The sequence below is a fragment of the Streptomyces sp. NPDC015125 genome, from assembly GCF_043080045.1.
In the GTDB taxonomy this organism is placed as follows: domain Bacteria; phylum Actinomycetota; class Actinomycetes; order Streptomycetales; family Streptomycetaceae; genus Streptomyces.
Genome location: NZ_JBIBVF010000006.1, coordinates 221500 through 234329, shown reverse-complemented (window position 1 = coordinate 234329; position 12830 = coordinate 221500). Strand labels below are relative to the sequence as shown.

11 protein-coding genes are annotated in these 12830 nt (G+C 71.3%); 4 read left to right on the top strand and 7 right to left on the bottom strand.

Going from position 1 to position 12830, the window contains the following annotated elements; genetic code table 11:
• Window positions 1-73: 73 nt before the first annotated feature.
• Window positions 74-1804 carry an SDR family oxidoreductase gene (locus ACF088_RS16995; RefSeq protein WP_392376543.1) on the bottom strand — a complete coding sequence of 577 codons (1731 nt, stop codon included), beginning with the start codon at window positions 1802-1804 and terminating at the stop codon, window positions 74-76.
• Between the two features lie 230 nt (window positions 1805-2034).
• Window positions 2035-2901 carry a M24 family metallopeptidase gene (locus tag ACF088_RS16990; RefSeq protein WP_392376542.1) on the bottom strand — a complete coding sequence of 289 codons (867 nt, stop codon included), beginning with the start codon at window positions 2899-2901 and terminating at the stop codon, window positions 2035-2037.
• A 207-nt stretch (window positions 2902-3108) separates the two neighbouring features.
• Here ACF088_RS16990 and ACF088_RS16985 point away from each other — a divergent pair, with 207 nt between their 5' ends.
• The 4 genes from ACF088_RS16985 (at window position 3109) to ACF088_RS16970 (ending at window position 6868) form a co-directional block, all read left to right on the top strand.
• Window positions 3109-4164: an ABC transporter ATP-binding protein gene (locus ACF088_RS16985; RefSeq protein ID WP_392376541.1), complete on the top strand. Its 1056-nt coding sequence runs from the start codon at window positions 3109-3111 to the stop codon at window positions 4162-4164.
• Window positions 4154-5080 carry an ABC transporter permease gene (locus ACF088_RS16980; protein WP_392376540.1) on the top strand — a complete coding sequence of 309 codons (927 nt, stop codon included), beginning with the start codon at window positions 4154-4156 and terminating at the stop codon, window positions 5078-5080. The genes ACF088_RS16985 and ACF088_RS16980 overlap by 11 nt, the downstream gene beginning before the upstream one ends.
• Before the next feature lie 76 nt (window positions 5081-5156).
• Window positions 5157-6068: an ABC transporter ATP-binding protein gene (locus ACF088_RS16975; protein WP_392376539.1), complete on the top strand. Its 912-nt coding sequence runs from the start codon at window positions 5157-5159 to the stop codon at window positions 6066-6068.
• Window positions 6069-6091: 23 nt separating this feature from the next.
• A complete protein-coding gene (locus ACF088_RS16970) occupies window positions 6092-6868 on the top strand; it encodes an ABC transporter permease subunit (RefSeq protein WP_392376538.1) in 777 nt (258 codons plus the stop codon).
• Between the two features lie 52 nt (window positions 6869-6920).
• Here ACF088_RS16970 and mltG read toward each other — a convergent pair whose 3' ends face one another.
• The 5 genes from mltG to ACF088_RS16945 form a co-directional block, all read right to left on the bottom strand.
• Window positions 6921-7778 (bottom strand): endolytic transglycosylase MltG, encoded by an 858-nt coding sequence (gene mltG / locus ACF088_RS16965; protein ID WP_392376537.1) that lies wholly within the window; start codon window positions 7776-7778, stop codon window positions 6921-6923.
• Window positions 7779-8148: 370 nt separating this feature from the next.
• Complete coding sequence (locus ACF088_RS16960; RefSeq protein WP_392376536.1) at window positions 8149-9435, bottom strand: CynX/NimT family MFS transporter; 1287 nt, start codon at window positions 9433-9435, stop codon at window positions 8149-8151.
• An 85-nt stretch (window positions 9436-9520) separates the two neighbouring features.
• Entirely contained in the window at window positions 9521-10231 is a 711-nt protein-coding gene (locus ACF088_RS16955) for a FadR/GntR family transcriptional regulator (protein ID WP_392376535.1), read from the bottom strand.
• A gap of 396 nt (window positions 10232-10627) precedes the next feature.
• Window positions 10628-12226, bottom strand: coding sequence for a diaminopimelate decarboxylase (gene lysA / locus ACF088_RS16950; RefSeq protein ID WP_392376534.1), 1599 nt, complete (start codon window positions 12224-12226; stop codon window positions 10628-10630).
• 15 nt (window positions 12227-12241) lie between these two features.
• A complete protein-coding gene (locus ACF088_RS16945) occupies window positions 12242-12556 on the bottom strand; it encodes an SAV_915 family protein (protein ID WP_392376533.1) in 315 nt (104 codons plus the stop codon).
• Between the last annotated feature and the right edge of the window lie 274 nt (window positions 12557-12830).

The window sequence follows — 12830 nt, the reverse complement described above, 5'->3', positions numbered from 1 at the left end:
CGGGCCCGGCCGGGGATACGCGCCGGGACCTGGGCCGGATGCCCGGCCGCGGATGCCGGCCGGGCGTCCGGCGCTACAGCCGCGGCTCGAAGCGGGCAAGGGCGCGCAGCGCGCGCGGGGCGAAGCGGGCCATCAGATGGGCGCCGCGTGCTTCGGGGGTGACCGGTACCACCGCCTGGTTGCGGACCACCGCACGCAGAATGGCGTCGGCGACCTTCTCCGGAGGGTAATTGCGCAGCCCGTACATCCACGCGGCCTTGGCCTGGCGGCGCTTCTCCTCGTCGGCCGAGACACCGGTGAAGCGAGCCGTGGCGGTGATACCGGTGTTGACCAGCCCCGGACAGATGGCCGAGACGCCGATGCCCTGACCGGCCAGTTCGGCACGCAGGCACTCGCTGAGCATCAGGACGGCCGCCTTGGACGTGCTGTAGGCGGGCAGCACCCTCGAAGGCTGGAAGGCGGCGGCCGAGGCGATGTTGACGATATGGCCGCCCTGTCCGCGGTGTGCCATCCGCTTGCCGAAGATCCGGCAGCCATGGATGACGCCCCACAGATTGACGTCCAGCACCTTCTTCCAGTCCTCGGCACTGGTCTGCAGGAAGGAGCCGGACAGGCCGATGCCGGCGTTGTTCACCAGGATGTCGACGGTGCCGTACTCGGTGTCGACCTTGTCGGCGAGCTTCTCCATCGCCGCCTCGTCCGAGACATCGGCGACCTCCGCCCAGGCGTCTGGTGCACCGATCAGCCGGGACATCTCGGCGGTCCGCGCCGCGCCCTCGGCATCCCGGTCCACGGCGACGATCAGCGCGCCGGCCTCGGCAAAGGCGAACGCCGTCGCCCGGCCGATGCCGCCGGCCGCGCCGGTCACCAGCACCAGCTGACCGCCGAACCGGTCGGCATGCGGGCCGGATGCCACGACCTGCTTTGCCGGATCCCCCTCTTCCTTGGCGGTGACGAACGCACCGATCCAGGAGACGAGCTGGTCGGGACGGGTACGCGGTACCCAGTGCTTGGCCGGGAGGGTGCGGCGCACCAGCTGGGGCGCCCACTGCTCCAGGTCGTCGTACAGCCGCTGGGAGAGGAAAGCGTCGCCGGTCGGGGTGATCAGCTGGACCGGGCAGTGTGCATAGGCGTCGCTGCGCGGGCGGCGGAGCCGGGGAAGAACATTGTCGCGGTAGAGCCAGGCGCCGTGGGCGGCATCGGTCGGCAGGGAAGCGGTCGGGTAGTCACCGCCCGGTACCTTCTCCAGGCGCTGCAGGATCCGAGGCCAGCGCTTGCCGAGCGGACCCTTCCACGCCAGCTCGGGCAGCACGGGCGTGTGCAGCATGTAGACGTACCAGGACTTGGCGCTCTGGTGGAGGAGCTGGGCGGCGCGCCGGGGCGTGGGGCGCGCCATGCGCTTCTTGATCCAGTGGCCGAAGTGGTCCAGGGACGGGCCCGACATGGAGGTGAAGGAGGCGATCCGGCCCTCCGTACGGCGCACCGTGGCGAACTCCCAGGCCTGGACCGAGCCCCAGTCGTGGCCGACGAGGTGAACCGGGCGGTCGGGGCTGACGGCGTCGGCGACGGCCAGGAAGTCGTCGGTCAGCTTCTCCAGGGTGAAGCCGCCGCGCAGCGGCTTCGGAGCGGTGGACCGGCCGCAGCCCCGGACGTCGTAGAGCACCACATGGAACCGGTCGGCCAGGCCGCGGGCGACCTCGGACCACACCTCTTTGCTGTCCGGATAGCCGTGCACCAGCATCACCGTGGGCTGTGCCGGATCCCCCAGTTCGGCGACGCACAGCTCGATGCCACCGGTCCGCACCCAGCGCTCCCGCGCGCCGTCGAGCCCCGCACCGTTTCCGGCCCCGGGTTGCTGTACCCGCCCCGTTCGCGGGTCCCGATCGGCTCGCCGCCCGCGTCCCTCACCCCCTACGGGCGCCTGTCCGGGCTCCCGCGCAGATCCCTGCCCCTGTCCTTCCCTCCGTCCCGGTCCCTGTCCCCGTCCCGGTCCCGGTCCCTGTCGCTCTCCCTTTCCCCGACCACGTCCCGTGTTCACGCTGCCTTCTCCTCCTGCCAGCGCCGCACATGCGGCAGATCGTCGTCCAGCCAAAAGGCACTTTCCTGCGGGTCCTTGGAGTCCGTGACCACCAGGATCTCCTCGAACTTCGCGCCCGTTCCCCGGAACCCGAGGTGGGGTTCGACCGCCCACAGGCCCGGCTGCGGCGGGTGGTCGGAGAAGGCGTAGGGGCTCCACAGCGGAGACCAACCCTCACGGTGGCCGTGCAGCGCATCGGAGGCGAGGCCCTTGAGGGCCTGGGTGCCGAACCCGAAGAGGGTGGGTGACCAGCTGCGCCGGCGGACCCGGTCGACCTTGTGCGCGATGACGCCGAAGGGGTAGGCACGGTGGCGGTTGGCGTAGCCCTGCCGCACCATCAGCCGGTCGACGTCCTCGTAGATCTCCCGCAGCGAGCGCCTCTCGCGCACCTCGCGCAGGATCAGCTGCCGATGCGCTTCGAGGTCGGCGAGCAGCCGGTCGTGCACGGGGCTGAGCCCGAGGCAGCCGGAGTAGCCGATGTCGGCCGTGAAGCCCCGATGAACCGGCGCCATGTCGAGGATGAAGGCCATCCCCGGTTCCAGCGCGCGGTGGGTCGGGAAGAACTGCAGCGGCAGGCGGAAGTTGACGAAGGCGGTGCGGTCGCCGAACCAGGCGAACGGCAGATGGAACCAGTCCCGCACCCCGCGCTCGCGCAGCCACTCGCGCTGCATTCGCGCCGCCTCCCGCTCGGTGACCCCCGGCCCGAGCTGGGCGGCCACCGCCTCGGCGCAGTCGTACGCGAGCCGCTGGACCTCTCTGAACCCCCTTAGCCCGGCGGTGAGTTCTCCGGCTCCTGGTGGGGTCGCCGAGGTGACTGAGGCCATCGTCAACCGTCCGTCCGTGAGCGGTGCATCGCGGTACGTGCCCGTAACCTGCCACCGATGAATGTGACAATGGCCGACGGCCGCGTCAAGGGGGCCGTCGGGTATGCGCCGCGACCCCGACGCCATGGCCACTCGGAGCAGGAGACCCCTACGGGCACGTAATACCGCAGGGGGAGGCACATCCCACCGTCTGGTCTGACGACCGGTGTGGCCGGTGCCACTACCGTCGATGACGTGACTGTGATCGTGACCGAAAGCCTGAGCAAGCGGTTCCCGCGGGTGACCGCCTTGGACCGGCTCTCCCTTGACATCGCCCCCGGCGTAACGGGCCTGGTGGGTGCCAACGGTGCCGGCAAGTCCACCCTGATCAAGATCCTTCTCGGGCTGGCCCCGGCCACCGAAGGGACCGCACATGTCCTCGGCCTGGATGTGACCAAGGACGGCGGCACCATCCGTGAGCGGGTCGGCTATATGCCCGAGCACGACTGCCTGCCCCCGGACGTCTCGGCCACCGAATTCGTCGTGCACATGGCCCGGATGTCCGGACTGCCACCGGCCGCCGCCCGTGAGCGCACCGCGGACACCCTGCGCCACGTCGGCCTCTACGAGGAGCGCTACCGCCCCATCGGCGGCTACTCCACGGGCATGAAGCAGCGGGTGAAGCTGGCCCAGGCGCTGGTCCACGACCCGCAGCTGGTGTTCCTCGACGAGCCCACCAACGGCCTCGACCCCGCCGGGCGGGACGAGATGCTCGGCCTGATCCGGCGCGTGCACACCGACTTCGGGATCTCCGTCCTGGTGACCTCCCACCTCCTCGGTGAGCTGGAGCGGACCTGTGATCATGTCGTCGTCATCGATGGCGGCAAACTGCTGCGCTCCTCCTCGACCGATGAATTCACACAGGTCACGGCCACGCTTGCGGTCGAGGTCACGGACACCGACGCCCATCCGGACGGCACCGCGGCGCTGCGCGCGGCCCTGGCCGCCGCCGGAGCCACGGTCACCACCGGCGCCGCCGGCTCGGAAAGCCTCGCCTCCGCCGGGCACCTCCTGTACGTCGAGGCGGCCGGGGAGGAGACCTACGACCTGGTGCGGGACACCGTCGCCGGGCTCGGGCTCGGCCTGATCCGGATGGAACAGCGCCGGCACCAGATCGCCGAGGTCTTCCGCGATGCGGACGCGGCGCACGCCACCCCCGCCACCGCAGGCGCCCCGAGCGCCCCGTATGCCACCCAGGACGGAGGCGCCCACGATGTCGCCTGAGCCCACGACGTCCGCGCCCGCGACGTCCGCATCCGCCGCACCGGGCGGCGCCTACATCCACAACATCGGCTACCGCCACTACGACGGCCCCCGCCTGGGCCGCGCCTACGCCCGCCGGTCGCTCTTCTCGCAGAGCCTGCGCGGCGCCTACGGTCTGGGCCGCTCGGCCAAGAGCAAGGTGCTGCCGATGCTGCTCTTCGCGGTGATGTGCCTGCCCGCCGCGATCATGGTCGCGGTGGCGGTGTTCACCAAGGCCCGCAGCCTCCCGGTCGGCTACTCCGGCTACGCCGTCTACCTCCAGGCCGTCATCGGCCTCTATCTGGCCTCCCAGGCCCCGCAGTCGGTCTCGCGCGACCTGCGCTTCAAGTCCATCCCGCTGTACTTCTCCCGCCCCATCGAGCGCAGCGACTACGTGGCATCGAAGTTCGCGGCGATGGCCGGCGCTCTGCTCATCCTCACCGGCGCCCCGTTGCTGGTCCTCTACGTCGGCGCGCTGCTGGCCAAGCTGGACTTCGTCGACCAGACCAAGGGGCTGGCACAAGGACTGGTCGCCGTGGTGCTGCTCTCGCTGCTGTTCGCCGGGATAGGCCTGGTCGTCTCGGCGGTCACGCCCCGCCGTGGCTTCGGCGTCGCCGCCGTGATCGCCGTCCTCACCATTCCGTACGGTGCGGTGACCGCCGTCCAGGGGATCGCCTTCATGCAGGGCAACGAGGCCGCCGTCGGCTGGCTGGGGCTGTTCTCCCCCATCACGCTGATCGACGGTGTGCAGTCGGCCTTCCTCGGCGGCACCAGCTCCTTCCCCAACAGCGTGGCGCCGTCGACCGGTGCCGGATTCGTGTATCTCCTCGTCACCCTGACCGTCATCGCCGGCTGCTACGCCCTGCTGATGCGCCGCTACCGGAAGGCCGGACTGTGACCGCCCCGCGCCGCCGGCTCCCACCGGCCGGCGCCCCCGGCCCGACCACCACCCTCCTAAGGAATGGGCTGCGCCCATGAGCACTCTCACCATCGACCATGTCTCGCGCTGGTTCGGCAACGTCGTCGCCGTCAACGACATCACGATGACCATCGGTCCCGGCGTGACCGGCCTGCTCGGCCCCAACGGCGCAGGCAAGTCCACGCTCATCAACATGATGGGCGGCTTCCTCGCGCCCTCCAACGGCTCGGTCACCCTCGACGGGACGACGATCTGGCGTCACGCCGGCATCTACCGCCACATCGGCATCGTCCCGGAGCGCGAGGCGATGTACGACTTCCTCACGGGGCGCGAATTCGTCCTCGCCAACGCGGAGTTGCACGGACTCGGCCGGGCGGAGGCGGCCAGGGCGCTGGCCACCGTCGAGATGGAGTACGCCCAGGACCGCAAGATCTCGACGTACAGCAAGGGCATGCGGCAGCGCGTGAAGATGGCTTCCGCGCTGGTCCACGACCCGTCCGTGCTGCTGCTCGACGAGCCGTTCAACGGCATGGACCCCCGCCAGCGGATGCAGCTGATGGAGCTGCTGCGGCAGATGGGCGACCAGGGCCGTACGGTCCTGTTCTCCTCGCACATCCTCGAAGAGGTCGAACAACTCGCCTCGCACATCGAGGTGGTGGTGGCCGGACGGCATGCCGCGTCCGGTGACTTCCGCAAGATCCGCCGCCTGATGACGGACCGCCCGCACCGCTATCTGGTCCGGTCCGACAACGACCGGGCACTGGCCGGTGCGCTGATCGCCGACCCCTCGACGGCCGGCATCGAGGTGGACCTCGCCGAAGGCGCGCTGCGCATCCAGGCGGTCGACTTCGGCCGCTTCACCGAACTCCTGCCGCGGGTGGCCCGCGACCACGGCATCCGCCTTCTGACGGTCTCGCCCTCCGACGAGTCGCTGGAATCCGTCTTCTCCTACCTCGTAGCGGCCTGAGGCCCTGAAAGGAGCCCTGACGCATGTCCACGACCACTCCGACGGCCCCCGCCGCGCCCCCCGGCGCGCCCAAGGCCACACTCTTCCACCCGACCGTTGCCCGGCTCACCTACCGCGCCCTGCTCGGCCGGCGCCGGGCACTGATCCTCTTCGCGCTGCCCGCCCTGCTGGTGGCGCTCGCGGTGGCCGTCCGTACGCTGACCGGCGCCGATGACTCCACCGCCGGCGGCATCCTGGGCGGCTTCGCGCTGGGCACGATGGTGCCGCTGATCGGTGTCATCGCCGGTACGGGCGCGATCGGCCCGGAGATCGACGACGGCTCGGTGGTCTACCTCCTCGCCAAGCCGGTGTCCCGGCCGACGATCATCTTCACCAAACTCCTGGTCGCGATAGGCGTCACGGTCGCCTTCTCCGCCCTTCCCGTGCTGCTCGCCGGCTTCCTCCTCAACGGCAACAGCCAGCAGATGGCCGTGGGCTACGCCGTGGCGGCGGCCATCGCGTCGGTCGCCTACAGCGCCCTCTTCCTCCTCTTCGGCACGATCACCCGGCACGCCGTCGTGTTCGGCCTGGTCTACGCCCTGGTCTGGGAGGCGCTGGTCGGCACCCTCGTCCCGGGCGCGAAGACGCTCAGCGTCCAGCAGTGGGCGCTGGCGGTCGGCCAGAAGGCGGCCGCGGAGGGCGCGATCACCTCTGATGTCCAACTCCCGCTCGCGGTCGGCCTGTTGGTGGCACTCACGGTCGCCGCCACCTGGTATGCCGCCCGCCGTCTGAAGGCGCTCACCCTGGCCGGCGAGGAGTAATGACGTCCGGGCACGGCGTGGGCGGAGGGCAGCGGGCGCGGGAGGGGACGTCCTAAGCCCCGCCACCGCCACCGCCACCGCCACCGCCACCACTACCGCCACCGCGACTCCCGGCGCTCGCCTGCCGGCCGTTGAACTCCCGGACGTTGCGCAGATGCTCCTGATAGTCGGCGGTGAAGCGGGTGTCGCCCGGTTTGACGGTGACGAAGTAGAGCCAGTCGCCCGCGGGCGGCGCGCCGGCCGCCTTCAGCGCGTCCGCCCCGGGATTGTCGATCGGCGTCGGCGGCAGGCCCGGGTACCGGTAGGTGTTGTACGGGTTCTTGGTCCTGGTGTCGGCGTGGCTGGTGCGGAGGGTGCTGCGGCCCAGCGCGTAATTGATCGTCGAGTCCATCTGCAGCGGCATGTGGTGCGCAAGGCGGTTGTCGATGACCCGGGCGACCTTGCCCATATCGGCCGGCCGGTCCGCCTCGGCCTGCACGATGCTGGCGATCACGACCGTCCGGTAGGAGGCGATGCCGTCGGCGGCGAGCCGCTGCTTGGCGGTTTTGACCATGTAGCCGAGCAGCGACGCCGGGGTGGTGTCCGAGTCGAGGGGATAGGTCGCCGGGAAGAGATAGCCCTCGGGGTTGCCCTTCGCCTCGCCCGGCAGTCCCAGATGCGCGCTCTTGGCGGCCTTCGCGGTGGACCCGGCCGGACGGTGCAGGGCCTTGTCGGCGGCCGCGTAGATCTGCGAGGACCGCTGCCCCTCCGGGACGGTCAGGGTCTGCCCGGGCCGCAACCCGCGCAGCAGCCGCGGAAGCAGCAGAACGGCAAGGACGACCAGCACACACAGCACCGCTACGAGGATGAGCCGGCTGGTGCGGGAGAGCCGCGGTCCTGACCGGCGAACGGTGCGCTCAACATCGCTCATGGGGGCACGGTAAGCGAGACCGAAGGAGCGCGTGGCGGCTGCTCCCCGGATCTCCGCCGACGGCGGAGATCATTCACCAGCTCGCCATCCACCGGCCACACCCCGGTGGGTACCGGGACGAGGGCCAGGCCGCCGCATCAGCCCGATGGCGGCCTGCCGCACTCCGCCGGCAGCCCCACCCCAGCTCCGCCGGTCCCACCCCACCACCCGATGGTCCCCGCCCCAGCTCCCTCCCGGCGGCCCGGCCCCAGCCCGCCACGACCTCGGGCCTTGAGGGCCCCCGGCCGTGTGCCCTTACGCCGGGCCCTCTTTCCTTACGCCGGGCCCTCTGCCCTTACGCCCCCGCCCCGCCTTCCTCACCCCGCCTTCCTCACCGGACGGCCGGTGCTCCGATCCGCTGGTCCCGCCCCGCACCCACGCCCACCAGGGCCAGTCCGGCGCAGACGGCGATCAGCAGCACAAGGGGGACGGTCCAGCCGCGGGTGGCCTGGTGGACGGCCCCCAGGACGAGGGGGCCGGCGGCCGCCAGGAGGTACCCGCCGGTCTGGGCCATACCGGAGAGGCGGGCAGCGGTGTGGGCATCGCCGGAGCGCAGCACCATCATCGTCAGGGCCAGGCCCAGTGCACCGCCTTGCCCGACGCCGAGGAGCGCCGCCCACAACCAGGCGCCCGCCACCGGCGCCACCAGCAGTCCGCTGATGCCGCAGGCCATCAGCCCGGACACGGCCACTGCCAGCAGCCGCTGACGCCGCATTCGCCCCGCGAGCATCGGCACGATGAACGAACCGACCATCTGCAGCAGCGTGCTGAAGGCGAAGACCAGGCCCGCTTCACCCTTGCCCATGCCGTGGTCGGTGAAGATCGTCGGCATCCAGGCGATGGACACGTACGCGATCAGCGACTGCGAGCCCATGAAGAGCGTGACCTGCCAGGCCAGCGGGGAACGGCTCAACCTCGGCCCGTCCTCGCCGACGTGCAGAGGGGTGGCCGCGGCCGCGCCGTGGCGGGTGCCGCGCCGGGCCATGAGCGTCTGCGGAATCCAGACGACCGCGGCGACGGCGGCCGGCAGTGACCAGGAGACCAGCGCGCCCTGCCAGCTGCCGAGCGCGCTCTCCAGCGGGACCGCGGAGGCGGCCGAGACCGTCGCGCCCAGGATCATCGCGGTCGAGTACAGCGCCGTCATGCCCGCGGCCCGCTCCGGGAAGTCCCGCTTGATCAGGCCCGGCATCAGCACGTTCAGCAGGGCTATGGAGGTACCGACCACGGCACACCCGGCGAACAACGCGACCACCGGCGGGGCGATCCGCAGCACGATGCCGCCGCACAGGGCCACCAGTGCCCCGCACAGCGCCGCCTCCGTGCCCCACCGGCGTGCCAGCTTCGGTGCCACGATCGAACCGAGGCCCATGAAGATCAGCGGAATCGTCGTCACCAGGCTGCTGGCCGTCGCGGTCAGCTGGAAGTGCCGGCCGATCTCGCCGAGCAATGGCGAGACCCCGGCCAGCGCCGCCCGCATATTGACCGCGGCAAGCACGATTCCGGCCATGAGCAGGGCCGGGTGGGCCCGCAGGCGCCGGCGGGCCGTGGCGACCGGCGGTGTCGCGACCAGGTCTTCCTCGGCGTCGATCAAGGTTGCTTCGGACCTGGGCCCTGCCATACGTGCGTACCTCGCCAAGGGTGGTGTGCGTTCGGGGAAGGGAGTTGAAGCGGCAATTCGGCAAAGACGGAAGCGAGCGAGGGCGTCAGCGGCCGGCCAGCAGGTTCTCCACCGCCCGCTTCGGTTTTTCCAGCACCTCGCGGATGGCCTGCTGAGCGGTCTCCGGGTCGCCCGCCGCGATCGCGTCCAAAACCGCGACATGATCGCCGTGCACGATCTTCGGCATCGCCCGGTCGCCGAGATAGTTGACCAGCGACTCCCGTACCGAGCTGCTGAACCAGCCGTAGGTCGCCGTCAGCGCGGTGTTGTGCGCGGCCTCGACGACGGCCTTGTGGAAGGCGATGTCGTGATCGGCGTAGAGCTCCAGGCTGTCGGCGTCGGGATGTCCCTCCGCGTCCGCCAGCTCGGCCTGAGCGTCCAGGGCCGCCCGCATCCGCTCCAGATCGGCGGGCAGATGGCGGAGCGCTGCCAGTCGGGCCGCTTCCGCCTCCAGTGCGATGCGCAGCTCCAGTACGTCACGGATTCCGGCCCGCTGGACGCCGCGCATGATGTCGCCCGGGTCAGTGGTGGAGACGACGAAGGTGCCTTCGCCCTGCCGTGAGCGCAGCATCCCGGCGTGTACGAGCACCCGTACCGCCTCGCGGATGGTGTTACGGCCGACCTGGAGCTGTTCGGCGAGCGCATGCTCGGTGGGGATCCGGGACCCCACCTGCCACTCCCCGGCCGTCAACTGGGACCGCAGGGCTTCGACGACGGTGTCCACGAGGGATTGCCGCCCCGCTGCCTGCAGTGCCATGCCCGATCCGATCCGGTCCAGATCCGCGCTCTTGCCCGGTCATCCTACAACTGATGCATTCACCATACACGGAAGTGAGGGAAGTCAGGGAAGGGGAGGGAGGGAGGCGAGGGGCGTGAGGGATGTGAGGGACGTGAGGGATGTGAGGGGCGTGAGGGATGCAAGGGAATCCGAGGTGTGCGACAGCTGGGAACCCGCCGGAACCGAGGCCCGAGGCCCGAGGCCCAAGGCCCGAGGCCCAAGGGCCAAGGGCCAACGCCCAAGTGCCCAAGCCACAGAGGGGAGGGGGCCGAGGCCGGGCCGACGGGTTCGATCAGGCCGCCCCGTGAAGGCTCGGTGAGGGCCCGCCGGGCGCCCGCGGGAGGCGGGGACGCGGCGCGGCGGGCCCTCCCGGCGTCACAGCCCGATGTCCCGCTCCTGGATGTCCGCGAGGGATTCGCGCCGTACAAGAAGGCGGGCGTGCCCTTCGGCGACGGCGATGACCGGTGGCCGGCCGACGAGGTTGTAGCCGGAGGCCATCGAGAGGTGGTACGCACCGGCGACGGGAACGGCCAGCAGATCGCCGGGACGGATGTCGCCGGGCAGCCGGACATCGGCGGCGAGCACATCGCCGGCCTCGCAGTGCCGTCCGACCACGGTGACCGGTTCCGGTGCGGCGGACGTGCGGCGGCCGATCAGCCGCGGCGCATAGCGCACCCCGTAGAGCGCCGGCCGCGGGTTGTCGCTCATCCCGCCGTCCACCGCCACGAACGTGTGCGCACCGGTGCGTTTGACGGACAGCACCCGGTAGAGGACGACACCGGCAGGCCCCGCGATGGCGCGGCCGGGTTCGATGGCGAGCCGTGGCACCGGCAGCCCGGCCGCCGCGCAGCCGCCGGCCAGTTCGGCGCGGATCCGGTCGCCGAGGGAGGCCAGATCGAGCGTGGGCTCGCCGGGCCGGTAGGCGACGCCGTGGCCGCCCCCGAGGTCCAGCTCGGGCAGGGTGATGCCGTGCTGCTCATGGATCCGGGCCAGCAAGCCGATCAGTCGGCGTACGGCCGAGAGATAGGGCTTGACGGTGGTGATCTGCGAGCCCAAGTGGCAGTGCAGGCCGACCAGTTCGAGGCGGGGCTGGCTGAGTGCCCGCGCGATGGCGTGCTGTGCGGAGCCGTCGGCGAGCGACAGCCCGAACTTCTGGTCGTCGGTCCCGGTACGGATCTTGGCGTGGCCGCCGGCGGCGATGCCCGGCACGACCCGGATCAGCACCTTCTGCCGGCTGCCCGCCGGGATCGCGGCGGCCAGCCGGGCGATCTCCGAGGTGCTGTCGATGACGATCCGGCCGACGCCGAGCCGCAGCGCCGCCCGCAGGTCGGCCGGGCTCTTGGCGTTGCCGTGCAGCACGATCCGCGCGGGCGGGAAGCCGCTGGTGACGGCCAACTCCAGCTCGCCGGCGGAGCAGACGTCCAGGCCGAGCCCTTCCTCCCGCACCCAGTGGACCATGGCGCGGCACAGGAATGCCTTGGCGGCGTAGAAGACGTCGGCGCCCGGGAAGGCCCGAAGGTAGGCGCGGCAGCGGTGGCGAACCTCGGCTTCGTCCAGGACGTAGGCGGGGGTGCCGAAGCGGTCGGCGACCTCGGTGAGCGGAACGCCGCCCACGGCGAGGTCGTCGCGGCCGAGCGGTGCCGCGGACCCGGGCCAGATGGACAACGGTTCGTCGGCGGACGGCGGCACTTCGGCGGTGGACAGCAGCTCGTCGGCGGTGGACAGCAACTCGACGGCGCTGGACAAGGGCTTGTCGGCGGACGGTGGTTCCTTCGCGGACAGCAGCCGGCCGGCGGATGGATGCTCGTTGGCGGAGGGCGGCGGGGTGGCGGCCGGTGGCGCGCTCGCCACGGCGGTGGCCGGCGACGGAGCACCGGTCCGGTCAGTCGCTCGGTCAGTCGCTCGGTCAGTCGTCCGGTCAGTCGTCCGGTGACTCGTCTGGTGAGTGGTCTGGGGCAGTGTGCTGTGGCTCATGGCAGTGTCTCTCCCTCAGACTGCCCGTAGATGCTGACCACGGGGAATGCCGGGGGCGAACCGCGGATCGACGGTCAAGGCCGTCGCTCCGACGGGTTCGGCCAGCGCACGCAGCGCGGACTCGGAGAGCCTGACCCAGGGCTGATCGCTGCCGAGTGCCGCGGCGAGTCGCTGGGGCGAGGTGAAGCCGACGGCGGTACGGCCACCGAGCGGGGTACGGAACAGGCGGGCGGTGCAGCCCGCGGGGCCCGACCGGACAGGGACGAAGAGAAGCCCGGCCGGGACACGTTCGGCAGGCTCGGGATCTTCCGCGTACAGAAGGTGGGACACGGCGTTGCTCCTCGGACAGAACCTCGGCCCCGGACCGGTGGGAAACGCGTACGCCGGGGCTCGGCCCTGACGCTATTCCCGGGGAACCGGGCACTCCGCCGACCACTGACGCGTCATTGACGGGTTGTGGACGCTACTTGACGCGATGCTGCTGCCCGGTGACCGAATGTGTAGCGGTGGTGACACCGGGACGCGGTCCGGGCCGCCGGGACGGTCCGGCCCGTCCGCGAAGGACGGGTCCCGTGGCCTGCCGCGCTTGACCTTGACACGGTGG

Bases quoted from the DNA above. Each gene is read 5' to 3' on its own strand.
- lysA (WP_392376534.1), bottom strand. From the start codon at position 12,226: ATGAGCCACAGCACACTGCCCCAGACCACTCACCAGACGAGTCACCGG.
- ACF088_RS16980 (WP_392376540.1), top strand. From the start codon at position 4,154: ATGTCGCCTGAGCCCACGACGTCCGCGCCCGCGACGTCCGCATCCGCC.
- ACF088_RS16955 (WP_392376535.1), bottom strand. From the start codon at position 10,231: ATGGCACTGCAGGCAGCGGGGCGGCAATCCCTCGTGGACACCGTCGTC.
- ACF088_RS16960 (WP_392376536.1), bottom strand. From the start codon at position 9,435: ATGGCAGGGCCCAGGTCCGAAGCAACCTTGATCGACGCCGAGGAAGAC.
- ACF088_RS16970 (WP_392376538.1), top strand. From the start codon at position 6,092: ATGTCCACGACCACTCCGACGGCCCCCGCCGCGCCCCCCGGCGCGCCC.
- ACF088_RS16975 (WP_392376539.1), top strand. From the start codon at position 5,157: ATGAGCACTCTCACCATCGACCATGTCTCGCGCTGGTTCGGCAACGTC.
- ACF088_RS16990 (WP_392376542.1), bottom strand. From the start codon at position 2,901: ATGGCCTCAGTCACCTCGGCGACCCCACCAGGAGCCGGAGAACTCACC.
- mltG (WP_392376537.1), bottom strand. From the start codon at position 7,778: ATGAGCGATGTTGAGCGCACCGTTCGCCGGTCAGGACCGCGGCTCTCC.